The organism is Pseudarthrobacter sp. MOO14 (assembly GCF_058267675.1).
Window position 1 is genome coordinate 1,567,148 of sequence record NZ_CM177849.1, and the last position, 18,355, is coordinate 1,585,502.

Consider the following 18,355-nt stretch of genomic DNA (forward strand, 5'->3'; position numbering starts at 1 on the left):
CTTCATCACAGGGAACCTGACCAAAGTAGCATTTCCGAAGGACCCGGGAACAGCCCTGTTGCTACATCGAATGGTTATTCGATGCCTGCGGCTCAGAGCCCGGAGTAGGAATGGAGCCCGTTGAACAACGTGTTCACGATGGTGAAGTTGAAGATCACGCAGCAGTAGCCCACGATCGACAGCCAGGCGGCGCGGGTTCCGGTCCAGCCGCGGGTGGCCCGGGCGTGCAGGTAGCCGGCGTAGACAACCCAGATCACGAACGTCCATACCTCTTTGGTGTCCCAGCCCCAGAACCGTCCCCAGGCCTTCTCTGCCCAAATCGCACCGAACATGAGCGTGAAGGTCCAGCCGATGAAGGCAATGGCGTTGATGCGGTAGGACAGGTTTTCGAGGCTGAGCGCCGAGGGCACCAGGCGCATGAAGCCGAGCTTGTCGGCGCCGCCTGCGGCAACGGCCTTCTGCCGGTGGGACTGGACCAGCTGCAGGGCGGACATGGCGAACGTCAGTGTGAACAAGGCGGACGACAGCACCGCAATGGAAACGTGGATGACCAGCCAGTAGCTCTGCAGCGCGGGCACGAGGTGGCCGACGGGGGTCCAGAAGGCCACGGATGCAGCAACCATCATGATGATGACCAGGCCCACTATGAAGGTGCCCAGGAAGCGGAGGTCGCGGCGGATCAGGGAGAGGAGGAACACAGCCGCCACCAGGAACGCGCCGGTGGTCAGGAATTCGTACATGTTGCCCCACGGCACCCGGCCGGCACCAAGGGCCCTGGTCACCACGCCGGCGCCGTGGATGAGGACGGCGAGGGTGGTCAGGGCCACGGCGACCCGCGCCGGGACCCGGCGCTCCGCGGCGTACTTCATGTCGCCGTCGGCCGTGGCGACGCCGCCGGAACCTGCCCCGTTGGCCTTGGCAGTTGACGACGACGGCCGCTCGGCCCGGCCGGCGGGCCCGTCCAGGCGGGCCTCGGCGGAGCCGGCGCCAACGCCGGCTGCTACGGGAACCTTGGCCGGGGCACCCGCCTGGGCCGCCTTGAGGTCCACTGCGCGCAGCGCCTTGCTGCTTTTGGCCAGGTCCCATGCGAAGGCGATGAAAGCCACCGTGTAGGTACCCGCCGCCAGCAGCATGAAGAGTTCGCTGTACTGGCCCATGGTTTCGTTGATTCCAAATGGCATTACTGGTCCTTTTCGGGCCCGGTGGGGCCTGCTGGGGTGCTGACGGAGCCTGCGACATTATCGCCTGCCCGGCTGGGAGTTTGCTGGGACCCGGCGGTGCCTTCGGCATCAGCGTGGTCGGATGCCGTTTCGTCGGCGGCGTTGTCCTCGGGCAGTTGCCATTCCGTGGCGAAGAGTTTCCGGAGGGCGGCCGCCTCGCCGGCGAGGCGGTGGTCCTCACCGCGGGCCAGGAGCCCGTACTCCACCATGGTCCGGCCGTCCGCCGCGGTGCCGGTGCGCACCCAGACGCGCCGGCGGTTGACGTAGAGCGAGACGATCAGGCCCGCCACCGCGAGGAGCGCGAAGACCAGGGCGTAGACCTGGCCCGGGTTGTGGTGGATGTCCACACCGATGTAGCGCTTCACCCCGTCAAAACTGATGGTGCCCTTGCCATCCGGCAGGGTGTAGGTGGAGCCCGGAGCCAGGGTGATGCCGCCTGCGGCCAGGTTCCGCGCGTTGAGCGGCGTCAGGTTCCTGACGTCGAGTTCGAAGACGTTCTGCGGCGCACCGCTGTTCAGGCCCAGGTCGCCGTAGTAGGAGTTCAGGGTCAGCTGCGGGTTGAACAGCTCGGGGTCGGCGCTGAACGAAACGTTCTTGTCCGTGACGAACGCGGTGGGGAGGAAGAAGCCCACGAAGCCCAGCTGGTCCGGCTTCGCATCGGGGACCTTAATCACCACGGAGGAGTAGTAGTTGTCCCCCTGCAGCTTGGCCACCACCGGGCCCTGCATGGCGATGTTCCCGGCTCCGTCGCGGACCGTGACCACGGGTGCGTAGCCGTTGCCGGTGAGGTAGATGCTGGTGCCGCCCAGGCTCACGGGATCGTTGACCTTCAGGATTTCCTGTTTGGCGGGGGCGTCCGGGGTTTCCTTGGTGGTGACGGCGGCCGAGAAGTCGATGGGCTGGCCGAACTTGCCCTTCGATTCCCGGTCAAAGGTGATGTTGAACTTGTCCAGCTGCAGCGAGTAGGGCTGGAGCTGGCTGGACTGGAAGTTGGTGCCCGGGTTGAACTGGTCGTAGCCCACCAGGGTGTTCACGAACGTGTCGCCTTCCACCAGGATGCGCTGGCCGCTGTACCCGAACAGGCCGCCGGCGGCGACGGACACCAGCACGCCGATCAGCGAGGTGTGGAAGACCAGGTTGCCCACTTCCTTCAGGAAGCCACGCTCGGCACCCAGGGACGGCAGGGCGCCGTCTGCATCCCTGACCTCCACGCGGTAGCCGCGCTTGCGGAGCAGCCCGGCGGCGCTGTGGATGGCGTCCGACGCCGGGATCCCGGCGTCGGCGGGAACCACCAGGGTGCCGTATTCGGGGAGCCGGGACAAACGCTGCGGGGTACGCGGCGGCTGGGAACGCATGGCCTTGTAGTGGGCAATGGCTCGCGGCACCACGCAACCGATCAGCGAGATGAAGAGCAGCAGGTAGATCGCGGAGAACCAGGCCGAGGAGTAGACGTCGTAGAGCTGCAGGGAATCCAGCAGCTTGCCGTAGTCCGGGTGGTCCTTGATGTACTGGGTCACCACGGAGGGGTTGGCAGGCCGCTGCGGGAACAGGGAGCCGGGGACGGCCGCGACGGCGAGGAGCAGCAGCAGGAACAGTGCTGTCCGCATGCTGGTCAGCTGGGTCCAGGCCCACCGCAGCATGCCAACCGGGCCCAGCACCGGGAGGGTGGCTTCTGCCTTGGCCTCCGCGACAGGGGTGGCTTGCTTCTTCTTTACGTTCACACGCTCGCTCATCAGATCGGCAACTTCACGTCGGTTTGGAACCAGTACTGCAGCCCGGTCACCCAGGCCCCCCAGACGCCGGTGGCCATCAGCAGGCCCAGCACCACCAGGATGCCGCCGCCGGTCCGCTGGATGGCAAGGCGGTGTTTGCGGAAGAACGCCATGACGCCCATCCCGCGGCGCACCGCCAGCGCGATCAGCAGGAACGGGATGCCCAGTCCCAGGCTGTAGACGAACGCCAGGAATGCGCCCTTGGCTGCGGACGATCCTCCGGAGAGGCTCAGCAGCTGCACGGCGGAGTAGGTAGGCCCGATGCACGGCGCCCAGCCCAACCCGAAGGTCAGGCCCAGCAACGGTGCTCCCCAGAGCCCGGCAGGGGGTTTGGCGTGGATTTTCGCGTCCCGCTGGAGCCAGCTGAAGCCGCCCATGAACACGATGCCCATGACGATCACCAGGATCCCCAGGAGCTGGGTGATCCAGGCATTGCGGCTGCCGCTGATCAGGGTGCCCAGCTGCCCGAAGGCGCCGCCCAGCAGAACAAAGATCACCGAAAAGCCCAGGACGAACAAGCCGATGCCGGCCAGCATCCTGCCGCGCTTTTGCTTCTGCAGGTCAACGCCGCTCAATCCCGTGACGTAGCCGAGGTAGCCCGGAACGAGGGGCAACACGCAGGGCGAAAGGAAGGACACCAGCCCGGCAAGCAGCGCCACCGGGATGGCCAGGAGGAGCGAGCCGCTGAGGATGGCTTCGGCGAAGGGACTGTTCACGGTTCCCGGGCCGCCCTACTCCGCCACGGCGGCGGTGATGAGGGCCTTCAAGGTGCCCTTTTCGATCTCGCCGAGGACCCGGGACGCCACGCGCCCCTGCTTGTCCAGGACCAGGGTGGTGGGAACTGCCCCGGGCGGAACCAGGCCGGACACGGACAGCAGGACGCCGCCGTCCTTGTCATCGAAGCTCGGGTAGGTCAGGTTGAAGGTCTTCTCGAACGCCTCCGCCGTGGGCTTCTCATCCCGGAGGTTGACGCCGAAGAACTGCACGCCCTGGTCCTTGAACTCCTGATGGAGTTCTTCGAGGATGGGCGCCTCCACCCGGCACGGGGCGCAGGCGGCGAACCAGAAGTTCAGGATGCTGACCTTGCCCTGGAAGTCGGCAGGGGTGACCTTGGCGCCACTGAAGAGTGCCCCTTGGATCTGGACGGCTTCCTTGCGGTCGCCGGCGGCGAATTCGGTGACGGAACCGTCGCCTGCCACGTAGTTCTTGTTGTCCCCGGCCTTTGCCTGCTTGGCCAGGGCGTCTTCCTGGGCGCAGCCGGACAAGCCCAGGGTCAGTGCGCCGAGGGCCAGGCCGCCCGCGGCGAGCATGCTCCGGCGCGTAGGGAGGAAATCATTGGTCACAGCTAGGCTCCAGGGGTGCTGGCGGCACCGGGAAGAAGGGACGCGGCGGGTTCGCTGTAGTCGACCCGCACCAGGGAGCCGGCGTCATCGAACACCAGGGACGTGACGGAGGTCAGCGTGCACTCGCGCTTGCGGGGATCGTGCCACAGGGGCCGGCCTTCGGCGCTGAGCCGTGCGGCCCAGATGGGCAGTTGGTGGCTGACGAGGATGGCCTCGGGTCCTGCCGCACCGAAATCGCCGGCGGCCAGTTCAATTGCCCGGAGCCGGGCGTCCTGCGCTGCGGCGGCGACGCGGGCCGCCTGCTGCGTGTAGGGCTCGCCCCAGGACGGGCGCAGCGGATTGACCAGCCGGGGCCAGTGCTTCGGCCGGCGGAGTTCTGCCTTGGTGACCTTCATGCCCTCGAAGTAGTTTTCCGCCTCGATAATCCGCGGCTCCGTGTGGATTTCCAGGTGCAGGGCTTCCGACGTCGGCCGTGCCGTTTCCTGCGCACGGTCCAGCGGCGACGCGGCCAGGTAGGTGATCCGTGCGCCCTGCTCGGCACGCTGCCGGAAGTGCTCGGCGAGGGTCCTGGCCATCTCCTGCCCCAGTTCGGAGAGGTGGAATTCGGGGAGCCGTCCGTACAGAACGCCTTCGGGATTATGGACCTCGCCGTGGCGGAGCAGATGGACAGTGGCTTGGGGCATGTTTACCAGTTTCTCAAAGATGGCGTGCGATCCGAAATTTTCTACAAACAGTAGAACTTAAGTTTCTGAAGAAATGTTCCAAACATGGGAACAAAAGATGCAAATGCATGTTTATACTGGATGCAGCAAGTTAGTTGAGGCTTCAACCGATGAAGGTTCAACCGCATGACCACAACAGGCATCAAGAACAAGGAGCATCATCATGGCACTTCCCGCAGACGTCACCACCGGTACCTGGACCCTGGACAACTCCCACAGCGAGATCGGCTTCACCGTCCGTCACGCCGGCATCAGCAAGGTCCGCGGCCAGTTCACCGAAGCCGCCGCGACGCTTGACCTCGTCGAGGATGTGGCCGACTCAAAGATCAACGCCACCATCAAGACCGCCAGCTTCGACTCCGGCGACGCCAACCGCGACGGCCACGTCAAGGGCGAGGACTTCTTCGACGTGGAGAAGTTCCCGGAGATCTCCTTCGTCTCCAACGGCCTGGTGGCAAAGGGCAACAGCTACGAGCTCAGCGGTGACCTCACCATCAAGGGCGTCACCCGCCCGGTAACCCTGGAGACCGAGTTCAACGGCGTGGCCGTTGACCCGTTCGGCAACACCCGCGCAGGCGTCTCCGCGGAGACGACCATCAGCCGCAAGGATTTCGGCCTGACCTGGAACGCCGTCCTGGAGACCGGCGGCGTGCTGGTCAGCGACAAGGTTGCCATCAACCTGGAGCTCGCCTTCATCGCTCCCGCAGCCTGATTCCGCTCCGGCCCACCCCGGCAGCAGGCATTTCGCCTGGTGCCGGGGTGCCGCGTTTAAGGCCCGTCGCACCGTGAACAGCCCTGCGGAATCACGCACAACCAGGGCTGCCGGGGGTACGGTGGACCTAAGCCATGCTGGGGGCGGCACAGGACCGATTCCCGGCAGCCCGCCCGGATCCCGACCTGCAGAAGGAACGCCCATGAGTACTCCTCCCGTCCCGCCTCCCGTGCCGCACGATCCGCCATCCGGAAACGACCAGCCAGGCAACGGCCAGCCGGCCGAGCAGCCCGGCGCCCAGCAGCCCCGCTACGGACAAAACGCCCCGCAGTACGGGCAGAACGCCCCGCAATACGGACAGAACGCACCCGGTACGCAGCCGCCGGCAGCCCCGCAGTACGGGCAGAACGCCCCGCAATACGGCCAGAACCCGCCCCAGTACGGGCAGAACGCCCCGCAGGCCCCCGGCTACGGACAGCAGCAGCCCTATGGACAGCAGCCGTACGGCCAGTCCCCCTACGGCCAGTACCCGTCGGAGCAGCCGCAGCCGGCGGCAAGCACCGGCATCCCCCAACTGGTCAACATTTCCTTTTGGATGCTGATCGCAGCCGCCGTGATCTTCGTCATCTCCCTGCTCACCGGGTTGACCCAGCTTGATGATCCGGCATTCCGGCAGGCCTTTGACCAGCAGGTCAAGGCCAGCGACGCGGGCATCACGTACGACGACATCAAGGGCGTCATCGCCGGAACCCTGGTGGTCTTCGCCATCATCGGGGCCGGACTGTACCTGCTGGTGGCATTCTTCGTCCGCAAGGGCAAGAACTGGGCACGCATCCTGGGGACGGTGCTGGCGGCCCTGTCGGTGCTGGGCCTCTTCGGGGTTCCGTCGTTCGCCACCGTCGGCACGGTCCTGGGCATCGCGGCCATTGTGCTGCTCTACCTTCCCGCGGCCGCCCCGTACTTCCGGAAGCAGCAGTTCGGCAACCCGTATGCCGGCGGCTTCGGAAACCCCTACGGCCGGTAGCAGCCTGCCACACCACCGAAAACGGCCCGGGACGCCTCGCAGCGTCCCGGGCCGTTTTCTTTTATCCGGTGGTCCTTACGCGGTCTGGCCCGGCGCTTGTGCCCGCTGGGCGTGGTAGGCCAGGATCTGCAGCTCGGTGGCCATGTCCACCTTGCGGAGGTTCACGCCTTCGGGGACCTGGAGCATCACAGGCGCGAAGCTCAGGACGCTGTGCACGCCTGCGGCCACCACGCGGTCGCAGATGCCTTGGGCCACCGCCGCCGGCAGCGCCAGCACCACCATGTTGGCTCCGGTGCGGTGCAGGACGGTTTCAAGGTCTGCCACGTCGCTGACCCGCAGCCAGCCCACCTCGTTGCCCACCACCATCTGGTCGGCGTCGAAGATCGCCACGACGTCGAACCCACGGGATTCGAAGCCGCCGTACCGGGCCAGGGCCTTGCCCAGGTTTCCGGCGCCGACGATCGCGACTTTCCAGTCGTGCGTGAGGCCAAGGGCCGCTGCGATATGGCGGCTGAGGTACTGCACCTCATAGCCCACTCCCCTGGTGCCGTAGGACCCCACATGGGACAGGTCCTTGCGCAGCGTCGAGGAACTGACGCCGGAGGCCTCCGCCAATGACTCGGACGAGACCCGCTCGACGCCCTCTGCCAGCAAGGTGTTCAAGGCGCGGAGGTACAGGGTCAGCCGGGCCACCGCCGCGGGCGGGATCTGCTTGGCCGGCGTACCGGTGGCGCCCGGAAGGTCCGGGACGGGCTGGGACGTTGGTTCCAAGGACGTCATTGGCCTCCCCCTACCGGGCCATGGCGCGCTGCAGCACGCGTTCCAGGCGGGCTTCGTCAATTTTCCAAAAGTCGCGCTGGACCCCGTCCACCAGGACCACCGGGATTTCCTCGGCATAGCGTTCGCGCAGCTCGGGCTGGTGGTCCACCGACTCTTCGGCCCAGGTCAGTCCCAACGAGGCGGTAACCCGGCCGACGGCGTCGCGCGCCTCTTCGCAAAGGTGGCAGTCAGCTTTGGTGACCAGGACGACGCGGGGGGTAGCCATGGCTTAACGGTATCGCCGTTCGCGGCATGCGGGCGACGCCGACGGCGGCGGGCCGGCCTATTGACTAGACTCGAGTCCATGCCCGAGGAGAAATACGTCGCCGTAGTCACGCGGCCCGTCACTGCGCCGCAGCCCGGTGAAGCGGCGTTTTTCGACGTGGACAACACCTTGATGCGCGGCGCCAGCCTCTTCCATGTGGCCCGGAAAATGCACCAGCGCGGGGCGTTCACCCTGAGGCAGGCGGCTGGTATGGCCTGGAAACAGTTCAAGTTTGTGGCCCGCGGTGAAAACATGGATGATGTCCACGCCGTCCGGGACTCGGCCCTGACCCTGGCTGTGGGCATCAGCGTTGACGATATCCGGGCGTTGGGCGAAGAGGTCTATGACGAAATGATCGCCTCCCGGATCTGGCCGGGTGCCAAGGCCCTGGCCGAGCAGCACCTGCGCGTGGGCCGCCGGGTGTGGCTGGTCACGGCCACGCCCATCGAAGTTGCCACGGTCATTTCCACCCGCCTGGGCCTGACCGGCGCCCTCGGCACGGTCGGGGAAGTCTCCGACGGAATGTACACCGGCCGTTTGGTGGGCGATATCCTGCATGGCTCGGCCAAGGCCGTGGCTGTCCAGGCCATCGCCGACGAGGAGGACCTGGACCTGAAGCGCTGCTGGGCGTACAGCGACTCCTATAACGACGTCCCGCTGCTTTCCCTGGTAGGCCACCCCGTGGCCATCAACCCCGATGCCAAGCTCCGCCGGCACGCCCGCGACCGTAACTGGCCGGTCTACGATTTCCGTGCCGGCCGCCGCGCCGCCACCTTCGGGCTTAAGGTGGCAACCTTTGGCGGCGCCATCTACGGGCTGTGGAAGGGTTTCGCCCGGATGCGCGGCCCGCGCCTGTAGCTAGCTTTCACGCGCGTCTGGATATCCCGCGAGTCTGCCTTCCCCCGCCTGCAGGTTCCCGCACCGTACCCTCCAGCGCACGAAAAAACGCCCGCCGCCTTTGCAGGCGACGGGCGTTCTCCACGCTGTTCGAAGTATTGCTACTTCTTGTTGCGGCGCTGGTGACGAGTCTTGCGAAGCAGCTTGCGGTGCTTCTTCTTGGCCATACGCTTGCGACGCTTCTTAATAACTGAACCCACGAAAGTTCCTTACAAACTAGATGCAGTACCTGTCTGATGGAAATGGTTCGTGGACAGAGCTACGAACTGGACAACTGACAGATTCTTACAATGACGTAAAACGTTCCTTAACAGGGTACCGCCTATCGGAGGCGGCTTGGGACAAGCTGCCTTAGGCTGTCTCGGAGTGACCGTCCACCACGGCACCCTTGAGGTACTGCTCCACGGCATTCTCAGGTACCCGGTAGGAGCGGCCGAACCGCACTGCCGGCATTTCGCCGGAGTGGACCAGCCGGTAAACAGTCATTTTAGAGACGCGCATGACCTCGGCCACTTCAGCCACGGTCAGGAACTTCGCGTTGGAGAAGTTCTGTTCTGCCGACATTTCCCTATTTTCCTTTGCTGACGGATGGACAACAGTGACCCCAGGTACGTGCCAATGCGGTGTTCCGATGCTGAGCCATCCACCAATCACCTAAATAGATACTCTAGATGTTCATGTGGCAGATGTGAAAGTAGGTAAAGCCACTATTTCGCCTGCCGGCGCTTCCGCGCCGAGGCAGCCAACTGCTCCAGCACGGAGGCGGAAACGTCCCAGTCCATGCAGGCATCGGTGACGCTCTGGCCGTACACGAGTTCGGAGCGGCCGGCCGCATGCTCGGCAACGTCCAGGTTCTGGGCGCCGCCCACCAGGAAGCTTTCCAGCATCACCCCGGCGATCGCCTGCGCCGCGGCGCCCCCGTCTTCAAGCTGGGCACCGATCTCCAGCGCCACCTCGGCCTGGCGGTGATGGCTCTTGCCGCTGTTGGCGTGGCTGGCGTCAACCACCAGGCGCGGGTTCAGGCCCTTTCCGGCCAGCTCCCCGGACGCCCGTTCGACGTCGGCGGCTGAGTAGTTGGGGCCCTTGCGTCCGCCGCGGAGGATGACGTGGGTATCCGGGTTCCCGGCTGTGGCCACCAGTGCCGCCCGGCCGTCGCCGTCGATCCCCAGGAACGCCTGGGCCGCCGCCGCGGCGCCGCACGCGTCGATCGCCACCTGCAGGCCGCCGTCGGTCCCGTTCTTGAAGCCGATGGGCATGGAAAGGCCGGAGGCCAGCTGCCGGTGGATCTGGCTCTCGGTGGTGCGGGCACCGATGGCACCCCAGGAAATCAGGTCCGCCATGTATTGCGGGCTGATCGGCTCCAGGAATTCGGTGGCGGTGGGCAGTCCCAGCGCGGTCACCTGCTGCAGGAACTGCCTGGCGGTGCGCAGGCCGGTGACCATGTCGTGGCTGCCGTCCAGCCGGGGGTCGTTGATCAGGCCCTTCCAGCCGACGGTGGTGCGGGGCTTTTCGAAGTAGGTCCGCATGACCACCAGCAGGTTTTCCTTGTGCTTTTCAGCTTGGCTGACCAGCCGGCGGGCGTATTCCAGGCCGGCTTTGGGGTCGTGGATGGAGCATGGGCCTACGATGACCAGCAGGCGGTCGTCCACGCCGTCCATGATGGCCCGGACCTGGTCGCGTCCGCGTTCGACGACGTCAGCCGCCCGGGCGTCAAGGGGCAGTTCGGCGACGAGCCCGGAAGGGGTGGGCAGCGCGGTGAATTCGCTGACGCGGAGGTTCGAGGTGGATGTGGTGCCGGCGTTGGCGGCTGCTGCTGTTGCGGTGCTCATGTTCGGGTCCTGTTCCAGATGGGAAGCGGGCCCGGATTTCAGAACCCGCCGGAGAAACGGCGAAGGGCAGAGAATGATCTCTGCCCTGTTGGCTCTGAAGGAATGCTGGATGCGTGTCAGTTAGACGCGGGCCCCTCCAGAGCCAACGAAAAATACGCATACCAACGGTTAGTCATGGAAAAGACCATAAGCCCGGCCGTCCGCCGCCGCAAAATCAGCGGCCGTCACATTCCCGCGCCGGCCTACCCCAGGAGCTTGCGCAGGTACTGCAGCTGCCGGATCCAGTGGTGTTCCTGGCCGCCTTCATGGTTGTTGAACCGGTACACCTCGATCTCCTTGGCCGCCCCGGTGGAGGATGCCCCGGACGTCCCGGAGCCGTAGGCGTTGAAGCTGGCGAAGACCGTGGACGGCGGGCAGATGTCGTCCATCTGGGCCACCGAGTACAGCGCCGGTGCCGTGGCGTACCGGGCCAGGTTGACGCCGTCGAAGTAGTTCAGGACCTCGAGTGCGTGCTGGTACCGGTCGCGGTGGCGCGCCAGGAACTGGGCGATCTCCGGGTAGGGCCCGCGCGGGGTGATGTCGATGGCGCGGGGGAAGTCCTGCAGGAAGGGGACGTCGGGAAGGGCGGCGATGACGCCGTCGAGCCGTCCCGCAGTGAGGCCCGCCGTGGCCACCACGATGCCGCCGCCCTGGCTGACTCCGGCGAGGACCACTTTGGCTGGATCGACGGCGGGGTGGGCCTGGGCTGCCTCCACGGCGCGGAAGGCGTCCACGTAGACGCGCCGGTAGTAGTAGTCCTCGCGCTTCGCCAGGCCCCGGGTCATCAGGCCCGCGTGCGCTACGTCCCCGGCGGAGGGGTGCGGGTCCGGAGTGTCCCCCAGGGTGCCGCCGTACCCCTGGCCGCGGGTGTCCATGATGAAATGCGCGTAGCCGGCCTGGGCCCAGCGGGTGTCCTGGTTGACCAGGCCCCGGCCGCCCGAATAGCCCACGTAGTGCACCACCACGGGCAGCCTGGTGCCGTCTTCCCGGGCGGCGGGCAGGTGCAGCCAGCCCTTGACCGGCGCCCCGCCGTAGCCGGAAAAGGTGACGTCGAAGGTATCGATGACCGTCAGGTGGTTCTCCACCGGTTCGAACGCGGCGTTCAAGGGGAAGGCCCTGGCTTCTTCGAGGGTGGCGTCCCAAAACGCGCCCAGGTCCTCCGGCGGCGTGACGTCGGAAGTGTAGCTGCGCAGCTGGGCCAGGGGCAGGTCGAAGAGGGGCATCGTTGTCCGTTCTGTCAGGGGTGGTTGGCGGCCTGGTTGCAGCCTACTTCAGCTTCACCGGATGATGACGACATCCAGCCGCCGGGGCCCGTGGACACCTTCGACGCGTTCAAGCTCGATGTCCGAGGTTGCGCTCGGTCCGCTGATCATGGTGAGGGGCTTCGTTCCGTCCAGGCGGCGGAGCGCTTCGGGCAGGATCGCGGTGACGTCCCGGCTGCGCACCACGCAGACGTGGTGGTCCGGGATGAGCGAGATGGCGCGGCGGCCCTGGTCCGGGCTGCCGTCCAGGATGATGGTCCCGGATTCCGCCACGGTCACCGCACTGGCAGTCACCACGGCGTCTGTTGCGTCGAGCTCGGTGACGGACCTCGCTCCGTGGCCGCCGCCGTCGTACCTGATCCTGGTGGTGTCTGTCTCCCAGGCCAGCCAGGCCGGGTCCAGGCCGGCGGGAACCACGTAGGAGCCGGCCCCGGCGAGGAGGTCCCGGATGGTGGCGGGGACTGCGTCTTCGTCCACCACGGTGACTCCGGCCTTGTAGTCCTCCAACCGGTCCACCAGGACGTCGATGCGCTGCTGCGCGTCGGCCTCCCCGTCCAGCCGGTACTTCCGGGGGATGTCCGGGACGGCGGGGGCGTCCTTGAGTGCGGTGCGGACGGCCGCAAGGATCTGTTCCCGGGTGCTCATGGTCTCTTGTGCTCCTTGGCCCACCAGTCACGGAAGGACTGCGCCGGGGGCGCCGGGATGTCCCGGCTTTGGGTCCAGCCGGCGGCGAGGCCGGGCAGTTTCTTGATCTTCTTGTCCCGTCCGGCGGCGGCCCGGCCCAGGGGCAGGAGCTTTTCGACGGCGGCCAGGCGGCGTCCGCCGGAGAGCGCCCAAGAGGCGGCCTTGAGTCCCACGTCCATCTGGGACGGCAGGCCGCCGCGGTGGGCGTCCACGTCCTTGCCGCGCAGGTGGACCAGGATGTCCGGGATGTTGATCTTCACCGGACAGGCGTCGTAGCAGGCGCCGCACAGCGAGGACGCATACGGCAACGAGCCGTTCTCTTCCGCCTCGATGCCGGTCATCAGCGGCGACAGGATGGCGCCGATGGGGCCAGGGTACGTGGAGCCGTAGGCGTGGCCGCCTGCCCGCTCGTAGACCGGGCAGACGTTGATGCAGGCGCTGCAGCGGATGCAGTGGAGCGCTGAGCGTCCCATCTCGTCGGCCAGGGCATTGGTGCGGCCGTTGTCCAGCAGGATCACGTGGAAATTCGACGGACCATCGCCCTCGGTCACGCCGGTCCACAGTGAGGTGTACGGGTTCATCCGCTCGCCGGTGGAGGAGCGCGGCAGCAGCTGGAGGAAGACTTCAAGGTCGGAGAACGTGGGAAGCAGCTTCTCGATGCCCATGACCGTGATCAGGGTTTCAGGGAGGGTCAGGCACATCCGGCCGTTGCCCTCGGACTCCACCACACCCAGCGTGCCGGAGTCGGCGATGCCGAAGTTGGCGCCGGAGACTGCCACCTTCGCGGTGAGGAACTTGGCCCGCAGGTGGGCGCGGGCGGCCATGGCCAGCCGGCGGGGTTCGTCCGTGAGGCCGGGATCGACGCCGGGCATTTCCTGGAGGAAGATGTCGCGGACCTCAGTGCGGTTCTTGTGGATCGCCGGGACCAGGATGTGGCTGGGCTTGTCGTGGCCCAGCTGGACGATGAGCTCGGCAAGGTCGGTCTCGAACGCCGAGATGCCGCGCTCTTCCAGGTACTCGTTCATGCCGATTTCCTGGGTGGCCATGGACTTGACCTTGACCACCTCATCCACGCCTTGGGCGGTGACCAGCCCGTGGATGATCGCGTTGGCCTCGTCGGCGTCGCGGGCCCAGTGGACTGTTCCGCCGCGGGCGGTGACGTTGGCTTCGAAAGCCTCCAGGAGTTCCGGCAGCCGGGCCATGACGGAGGTCTTCAAGGCACTGCCCGCCTCCCGCAGTTCCTCCCAGTCCGGCAGCTCACCGGTCACGGCCAGGCGCTTGGCGCGGATGGTGGACGTGGCGTGCTTCAGGTTCTTCCGCAGCTGGCTGTTGCCGAGCTCGCGGCGGGCAGCGGACGGAAACTTCTCTTCGGCGAACAGGTTGCCGATGCCGGGGCGCAGGCCGGGCATCCCGATCGGGGTGCGGGACATTATTTGGCCACCACCTTGACGGTTCGCCCGGCGGGCCCGGGGACCGCGACCGGTTCCGTTTCGGTGCTGGCAAGGATTTCCGCCAGGTGGAGGGTACCTATGGTGTCTGCCTGCCGCGACAGGCCACCGCCGATGTGCATCAGGCACGAGTAGTCGCCGCCGGCGCACACGGACGCACCGGTGCTGCGGATGTTCGCTGTTTTGTCCGCCAGCATCGCGGATGAGACGTCGGCATTCTTCACGGAGAACGTGCCGCCGAAGCCGCAGCACTGGTCCGCTTCCGGCAGGTCCACCAGTTCCAGGCCCTTGACACCCCGCAGCAGCCCGGCCTGCCGGCCACCCAGCGTGAGCAGCCGCATGCCGTGGCAGGACGGGTGGTACGTCACGGTGTGCGGAAAGTAAGAGCCCAGCTGCGCCGCCGGGTTGGTGACGCCCAGGACGTCCACCAGGAGTTCCGAGAGTTCGTAGGTCTTCTTTCCGACGGCGTCAGCCCGCTCTTCCAGGGCGGCGTCCCCCGCGTGCCGGGCCACCATGGGGTGCTGGTGCTTCACCGAGGCGACGCAGGAACCGGACGGCGCCACGGCGACGTCGTAATCTTCGGATTCGAAGGCCCGCACGTGGTTGGCCACCACGGGAAGGGCTTCCTTGAGGTAGCCGCTGTTGACGTGCATCTGCCCGCAGCAGGCCTGCCCCGAGGGAAAGACCACTTCGTGGCCCAGGCGTTCAAGGACCGCCACCGTTGCTTGGGCGGCGCGTGGATACATGGCGTCCACGATGCAGGTGGCGAAAAGTGCGATCTTCATGGGTTCAATTCCTGGCGGCGTTCACGGGCAGGGGCGCGGGTTCGTAGCGGCGAAGGCTCGTTCCCGTCGCGATGATTTCGCGCAGCTGCGGCAGCCCGCCCGCGGCTGCCCCGGCCGCGCGGGCCTGTACGAGCACGTTGCCCAGGGCAGTGGCTTCCACGGGTCCGGCGATGACGGGACGTCCGGTGGCGTTGGCGGTGAGCTGGCAGAGCAGGGTGTTCTGCGAACCGCCGCCCACCACATGGACCACTTCCACGGCACGGCCGGCAAGGCGTTCGGCAGCGGTGATGGTCCGGGCGTAACCACTGGCGAGGCTGTCCATGATGCAGCGGGTGATCGCCGCAGGATCGTCGGGCAGGACCTCACCGGTGCGCCGGACCGCCGCCCGGATGCGCTCGGGCATGTTGTCGGGAGCGATGAAGTAGGGATCATCGGCGTTCACTTCCGGACCACCGGCAGGAAGGGCCGCGGCCGCCGTGAGCAGGGCGGTCAGTTCCGGCCGGAAGCCCTCCAAGGCCCAGGTCCGCTGGCATTCGCTGAGCAGCCAGAGCCCGCCCATGTTGCGCAGGTACCTGATGGTGCCGTCCACCCCGCGTTCATTGGTGAAGTTGGCTTCCCGGCCGGCCTCGGTCAGGACCGGATGCTTCAGTTCCAGTCCCACCAGCGACCACGTGCCGGAGGAAATGTAGGCGAAGGCATCCTTCTCCGCAGGGACCGCGGCGACGGCGGATGCGGTGTCATGCGAGCCGACGGCCACCACCTTCGTGTCCTGGGTAAGCCCCACCGCGGCGGCAATCTCCGGCAGCAGCGTGCCGACAGTTTCACCGGGCTGGATCAGCGGCGGAAACAGGTCCTTCCGTAAGCCCAGTGGAGCGAAGAACTCGGTAGCCCACTCCCCTGCCACGGCGTCGAACAGCCCGGTGGTGGAGGCATTCGTGGCTTCCGTCCGGCGGATGCCCGTGAGCAGGAAGGCGATCAGGTCCGGGATCAGCAGGGCTTGCAGCCCGTCGAGGTCCTGTTCCGCGGCCAACTGGTAGATGGTGTTGAACTGCAGGAACTGCAACCCCGTGGTGGCATAGAGGCGCGCGGGGTCCAGCTTGGCGTGGACCGGCGCCACTGCGGCCCGGCTGCGGTCGTCGCGGTAACTGAATGGCTGCGCCACCAGCCGGCCGGCCTTGGTCACCAGGCCGTAGTCCACGGCCCAGGTGTCAATACCGATGCTGGCAATGGTTTCCCCCTGTGCCGAGGCCACGGTGGCCGCAGCCAAAAGGCCGGCAAGGACTTCGGCGAACAACGCGTCGAAGTCCCAGCGGAGGCCGCCATCGATCTCCACCACTCCGTTGGGGAAGCGGTGGACGGTCTCCAGCGACACCCCGGCGCCGGGAGTCACGCGGCCCAGCATGACCCGGCCGGACGAGGCACCGATGTCCACGGCGGCGAAGACGCCGGCGCCGGAACCAGCACCGTCAACGCCTGGAACGTGCGTGCTCATCGCAGGAAGGCTGCGGCCACTCCGGCGTCCACGGGGATGTGCAGGCCGGTGGTGTGGGACAGTTCGTTGCTGGTGAGGACGGCGGCCGCGTTGGCTACGTGCTCGGGCAGGACTTCGCGCTTGAGCAGTGTGCGCTGGGCGTAGTATTCGCCCAGCTTCTCCTCGTCGACGCCGTAGACCGCCGCGCGTTTTGCGCCCCAGCCGCCGGCGAAGATGCCGGAGCCGCGGACCACGCCGTCGGGGTTGATGCCGTTGACGCGGATGCCGTGCTCACCCAGTTCGGCCGCGAGGAGCCGGACCTGGTGGGCCTGGTCTGCCTTGGTGGCGGAGTAGGCGATGTTGTTGGGGCCGGCGAACACGGAGTTCTTGGAGGAGATGTAGATGATGTCCCCGCCCAAGCCCTGCGCGATCATGACCTTCGCGGCGGCCTTGGCCACCAGGAAGGAGCCCTTGGCCATGACGTTGTGCTGCAGGTCCCAGTCCTTTTCGGTGGTTTCCAGCAGCGGCTTGGAGATGGACAGTCCGGCGTTGTTGACCACCAGGTCCACGCCGCCGAAGGCCAGGACGGCGGCGTCGATCGCCGCGGCGACCTGGGCCTCATCCGTGACGTCCGCCTGGACGCCGATGGCAACGTCCGGGCCGCCGAGTTCTTCGGCCACATTCTGCGCATTCTCGAGGTTCAGGTCGGCGATGACCACGCACGCGCCTTCCGCGGCGAGGCGGGTGGCGATGGCCTTGCCGATCCCGGATGCCGCGCCGGTCACCAGCGCAATGCGGGTGGCGTGCGACTTGGGCTTTGGCATCCGGGCCAGCTTGGCTTCCTCCAGCGCCCAGTATTCGATCCGGAATTTCTCGGATTCCTCGATGGGTGCGTAGGTGGAGATGGCCTCGGCGCCGCGCATGACGTTGATGGCATTGATGTAGAACTCGCCGGCAACCCGGGCGGTCTGCTTGTTGGCGCCGAAGGAGAACATCCCCACGCCGGGCACCAGCACGATGGCCGGGTCGGCGCCGCGCAGCGCCGGCGAATCGGCATCGGCGTGGCGGTCGTAGTACGCCTGGTAGTCCTCGCGGTAGTCGGCGTGGAGCTCCTGCAGCCGGGCAATCGAATCCTCGATGGAGGCGTCGGCCGGAAGATCCAGGATCAGCGGCTTGACCTTGGTGCGGAGGAAGTGGTCCGGGCAGGAGGTACCCAGGGCGCCCAGGCGCGGGTGCTCGGCGGCTTCGAGGAAGTCCAGGACGACGGCGTCGTCGCTGAAGTGCCCCAGCTGCGGCTTGTCCGTGGAGGCCAGGCCGCGGATCACCGGTGCCAACGCTGCGGCTTTGGCACGGCGTTCGGTTTCCGGCAGAGCGCCGTAACCCGGGAGCTTGGCGCCGAAGGGCTCGGCCGTGCCGTTCTCTGCGATGTACTTTTCGGCCTGGTCGATGATCCACAGGGAATTGGCTTCCGCTTCTTCGCTGGTGGCGCCCCAGGCGGTGATGCCGTGGCCGCCCAGGATGGTGCCGATGGCCTGCGGGTTGGCGTCCTTGATCGCTGCGATGTCCAGGCCCAGCTGGAAACCGGGGCGGCGCCAGGGAACCCAGACCACTTTGTTGCCGAAGATCTTGGTGGTCAGTGCTTCCCCGTCAACGGCGGTGGCAATGGCGATGCCGGAGTCCGGGTGCAGGTGGTCCACATGGGCGGCGTCCACCAAACCATGCATCGCCGTGTCGATCGACGGTGCGGCCCCGCCCTTGCCGTGCAGGCAATAATCGAAAGCCGCCACCATCTCGTCTTCACGCTCAACGCCCGGGTACACGTTCTTCAGGGCGGTCAACCGGTCCAGCCGGAGCACGGCCAGGTTCTGTGGCTTCAGCGTGCCCAGGTCCCCACCGGACCCCTTCACCCACAACAGCTGGACGTCCTCGCCCGTGACCGGGTCCTTCTCGATGCCTTTGGCGGAGGTGTTGCCGCCGGCAAAGTTGGTGTTCCGCTTGTCCGCGCCGAGGCGGTTGGAACGGGAAATCAGGTCTTCAACAGTCTTGGCTGCGTTCTGCATGTT

19 protein-coding genes are annotated in these 18,355 nt (G+C 66.8%); 3 read left to right on the top strand and 16 right to left on the bottom strand.

Annotation, left to right across the window (positions count from 1 at the left end):
- Positions 1–92: 92 nt before the first annotated feature.
- From ccsB to AC4EEV_RS07435, 5 genes are read right to left on the bottom strand one after another with little or no spacing between them, the layout of a single operon-like run.
- Positions 93–1,181, bottom strand: a complete 1,089-nt coding sequence (gene ccsB, locus AC4EEV_RS07415) for a c-type cytochrome biogenesis protein CcsB (RefSeq protein WP_133830580.1) — start codon at positions 1,179–1,181, stop codon at positions 93–95.
- Positions 1,181–2,953, bottom strand: a complete 1,773-nt coding sequence (resB, locus tag AC4EEV_RS07420) for a cytochrome c biogenesis protein ResB (protein ID WP_491330556.1) — start codon at positions 2,951–2,953, stop codon at positions 1,181–1,183. Before resB ends, ccsB begins: the two co-directional genes overlap by 1 nt.
- Positions 2,953–3,708, bottom strand: coding sequence for a cytochrome c biogenesis CcdA family protein (locus tag AC4EEV_RS07425; RefSeq protein WP_109045204.1), 756 nt, complete (start codon positions 3,706–3,708; stop codon positions 2,953–2,955). Before AC4EEV_RS07425 ends, resB begins: the two co-directional genes overlap by 1 nt.
- A 15-nt stretch (positions 3,709–3,723) precedes the next feature.
- Positions 3,724–4,302 carry a TlpA family protein disulfide reductase gene (locus AC4EEV_RS07430; protein ID WP_109045380.1) on the bottom strand — a complete coding sequence of 193 codons (579 nt, stop codon included), beginning with the start codon at positions 4,300–4,302 and terminating at the stop codon, positions 3,724–3,726.
- Between the two features lie 35 nt (positions 4,303–4,337).
- On the bottom strand, positions 4,338–5,018 hold the full coding sequence (locus AC4EEV_RS07435) for a histidine phosphatase family protein (RefSeq protein WP_491330557.1): 681 nt from the start codon (positions 5,016–5,018) through the stop codon (positions 4,338–4,340).
- Positions 5,019–5,220: 202 nt separating this feature from the next.
- Here AC4EEV_RS07435 and AC4EEV_RS07440 point away from each other — a divergent pair, with 202 nt between their 5' ends.
- Together AC4EEV_RS07440 and AC4EEV_RS07445 are read left to right on the top strand one after the other, a co-directional pair.
- On the top strand, positions 5,221–5,769 hold the full coding sequence (locus AC4EEV_RS07440; protein ID WP_109045203.1) for a YceI family protein: 549 nt from the start codon (positions 5,221–5,223) through the stop codon (positions 5,767–5,769).
- Positions 5,770–5,971: 202 nt separating this feature from the next.
- Positions 5,972–6,793, top strand: a complete 822-nt coding sequence (locus AC4EEV_RS07445) for a hypothetical protein (protein ID WP_491330558.1) — start codon at positions 5,972–5,974, stop codon at positions 6,791–6,793.
- Between the two features lie 75 nt (positions 6,794–6,868).
- Here AC4EEV_RS07445 and AC4EEV_RS07450 read toward each other — a convergent pair whose 3' ends face one another.
- Positions 6,869–7,573 carry a redox-sensing transcriptional repressor Rex gene (locus AC4EEV_RS07450; RefSeq protein WP_133830583.1) on the bottom strand — a complete coding sequence of 235 codons (705 nt, stop codon included), beginning with the start codon at positions 7,571–7,573 and terminating at the stop codon, positions 6,869–6,871.
- Positions 7,574–7,583: 10 nt separating this feature from the next.
- A complete protein-coding gene (locus AC4EEV_RS07455) occupies positions 7,584–7,838 on the bottom strand; it encodes a glutaredoxin family protein (RefSeq protein ID WP_109045200.1) in 255 nt (84 codons plus the stop codon).
- Between the two features lie 78 nt (positions 7,839–7,916).
- Here AC4EEV_RS07455 and AC4EEV_RS07460 point away from each other — a divergent pair, with 78 nt between their 5' ends.
- Positions 7,917–8,735 (top strand): HAD family hydrolase, encoded by an 819-nt coding sequence (locus AC4EEV_RS07460; RefSeq protein WP_018761776.1) that lies wholly within the window; start codon positions 7,917–7,919, stop codon positions 8,733–8,735.
- 140 nt (positions 8,736–8,875) lie between these two features.
- Here AC4EEV_RS07460 and AC4EEV_RS07465 read toward each other — a convergent pair whose 3' ends face one another.
- From AC4EEV_RS07465 to AC4EEV_RS07505, 9 genes are all read right to left on the bottom strand, one after another.
- On the bottom strand, positions 8,876–8,974 hold the full coding sequence (locus AC4EEV_RS07465) for a 30S ribosomal protein bS22 (RefSeq protein ID WP_003792170.1): 99 nt from the start codon (positions 8,972–8,974) through the stop codon (positions 8,876–8,878).
- A gap of 151 nt (positions 8,975–9,125) precedes the next feature.
- A complete protein-coding gene (locus AC4EEV_RS07470; protein ID WP_018761777.1) occupies positions 9,126–9,338 on the bottom strand; it encodes a helix-turn-helix domain-containing protein in 213 nt (70 codons plus the stop codon).
- Positions 9,339–9,481: 143 nt separating this feature from the next.
- Complete coding sequence (locus AC4EEV_RS07475) at positions 9,482–10,603, bottom strand: 3-deoxy-7-phosphoheptulonate synthase (protein WP_491330559.1); 1,122 nt, start codon at positions 10,601–10,603, stop codon at positions 9,482–9,484.
- A 242-nt stretch (positions 10,604–10,845) separates the two neighbouring features.
- On the bottom strand, positions 10,846–11,865 hold the full coding sequence (locus tag AC4EEV_RS07480; protein ID WP_018761779.1) for an acetylxylan esterase: 1,020 nt from the start codon (positions 11,863–11,865) through the stop codon (positions 10,846–10,848).
- A 54-nt stretch (positions 11,866–11,919) separates the two neighbouring features.
- Positions 11,920–12,549 carry a LutC/YkgG family protein gene (locus AC4EEV_RS07485; RefSeq protein ID WP_491330560.1) on the bottom strand — a complete coding sequence of 210 codons (630 nt, stop codon included), beginning with the start codon at positions 12,547–12,549 and terminating at the stop codon, positions 11,920–11,922.
- Positions 12,546–14,018 carry a LutB/LldF family L-lactate oxidation iron-sulfur protein gene (locus AC4EEV_RS07490; RefSeq protein ID WP_491330561.1) on the bottom strand — a complete coding sequence of 491 codons (1,473 nt, stop codon included), beginning with the start codon at positions 14,016–14,018 and terminating at the stop codon, positions 12,546–12,548. Before AC4EEV_RS07490 ends, AC4EEV_RS07485 begins: the two co-directional genes overlap by 4 nt.
- Positions 14,018–14,821, bottom strand: coding sequence for a (Fe-S)-binding protein (locus tag AC4EEV_RS07495; RefSeq protein ID WP_109045196.1), 804 nt, complete (start codon positions 14,819–14,821; stop codon positions 14,018–14,020). The genes AC4EEV_RS07490 and AC4EEV_RS07495 overlap by 1 nt, the downstream gene beginning before the upstream one ends.
- A gap of 4 nt (positions 14,822–14,825) precedes the next feature.
- Entirely contained in the window at positions 14,826–16,313 is a 1,488-nt protein-coding gene (locus tag AC4EEV_RS07500) for a rhamnulokinase (protein ID WP_491330562.1), read from the bottom strand.
- Positions 16,310–18,352: a bifunctional aldolase/short-chain dehydrogenase gene (locus tag AC4EEV_RS07505; protein ID WP_165838006.1), complete on the bottom strand. Its 2,043-nt coding sequence runs from the start codon at positions 18,350–18,352 to the stop codon at positions 16,310–16,312. The genes AC4EEV_RS07500 and AC4EEV_RS07505 overlap by 4 nt, the downstream gene beginning before the upstream one ends.
- Positions 18,353–18,355: the final 3 nt, after the last annotated feature.

Bases quoted from the DNA above. Each gene is read 5' to 3' on its own strand.
- ccsB (WP_133830580.1), bottom strand. From the start codon at position 1,181: ATGCCATTTGGAATCAACGAAACCATGGGCCAGTACAGCGAACTCTTC.
- resB (WP_491330556.1), bottom strand. From the start codon at position 2,953: ATGAGCGAGCGTGTGAACGTAAAGAAGAAGCAAGCCACCCCTGTCGCG.
- AC4EEV_RS07430 (WP_109045380.1), bottom strand. From the start codon at position 4,302: ATGCTCGCCGCGGGCGGCCTGGCCCTCGGCGCACTGACCCTGGGCTTG.
- AC4EEV_RS07435 (WP_491330557.1), bottom strand. From the start codon at position 5,018: ATGCCCCAAGCCACTGTCCATCTGCTCCGCCACGGCGAGGTCCATAAT.
- AC4EEV_RS07440 (WP_109045203.1), top strand. From the start codon at position 5,221: ATGGCACTTCCCGCAGACGTCACCACCGGTACCTGGACCCTGGACAAC.
- AC4EEV_RS07445 (WP_491330558.1), top strand. From the start codon at position 5,972: ATGAGTACTCCTCCCGTCCCGCCTCCCGTGCCGCACGATCCGCCATCC.
- AC4EEV_RS07450 (WP_133830583.1), bottom strand. From the start codon at position 7,573: ATGACGTCCTTGGAACCAACGTCCCAGCCCGTCCCGGACCTTCCGGGC.
- AC4EEV_RS07455 (WP_109045200.1), bottom strand. From the start codon at position 7,838: ATGGCTACCCCCCGCGTCGTCCTGGTCACCAAAGCTGACTGCCACCTT.
- AC4EEV_RS07460 (WP_018761776.1), top strand. From the start codon at position 7,917: ATGCCCGAGGAGAAATACGTCGCCGTAGTCACGCGGCCCGTCACTGCG.
- AC4EEV_RS07470 (WP_018761777.1), bottom strand. From the start codon at position 9,338: ATGTCGGCAGAACAGAACTTCTCCAACGCGAAGTTCCTGACCGTGGCT.
- AC4EEV_RS07475 (WP_491330559.1), bottom strand. From the start codon at position 10,603: ATGAGCACCGCAACAGCAGCAGCCGCCAACGCCGGCACCACATCCACC.
- AC4EEV_RS07480 (WP_018761779.1), bottom strand. From the start codon at position 11,865: ATGCCCCTCTTCGACCTGCCCCTGGCCCAGCTGCGCAGCTACACTTCC.
- AC4EEV_RS07485 (WP_491330560.1), bottom strand. From the start codon at position 12,549: ATGAGCACCCGGGAACAGATCCTTGCGGCCGTCCGCACCGCACTCAAG.
- AC4EEV_RS07490 (WP_491330561.1), bottom strand. From the start codon at position 14,018: ATGTCCCGCACCCCGATCGGGATGCCCGGCCTGCGCCCCGGCATCGGC.
- AC4EEV_RS07495 (WP_109045196.1), bottom strand. From the start codon at position 14,821: ATGAAGATCGCACTTTTCGCCACCTGCATCGTGGACGCCATGTATCCA.
- AC4EEV_RS07500 (WP_491330562.1), bottom strand. From the start codon at position 16,313: ATGAGCACGCACGTTCCAGGCGTTGACGGTGCTGGTTCCGGCGCCGGC.
- AC4EEV_RS07505 (WP_165838006.1), bottom strand. From the start codon at position 18,352: ATGCAGAACGCAGCCAAGACTGTTGAAGACCTGATTTCCCGTTCCAAC.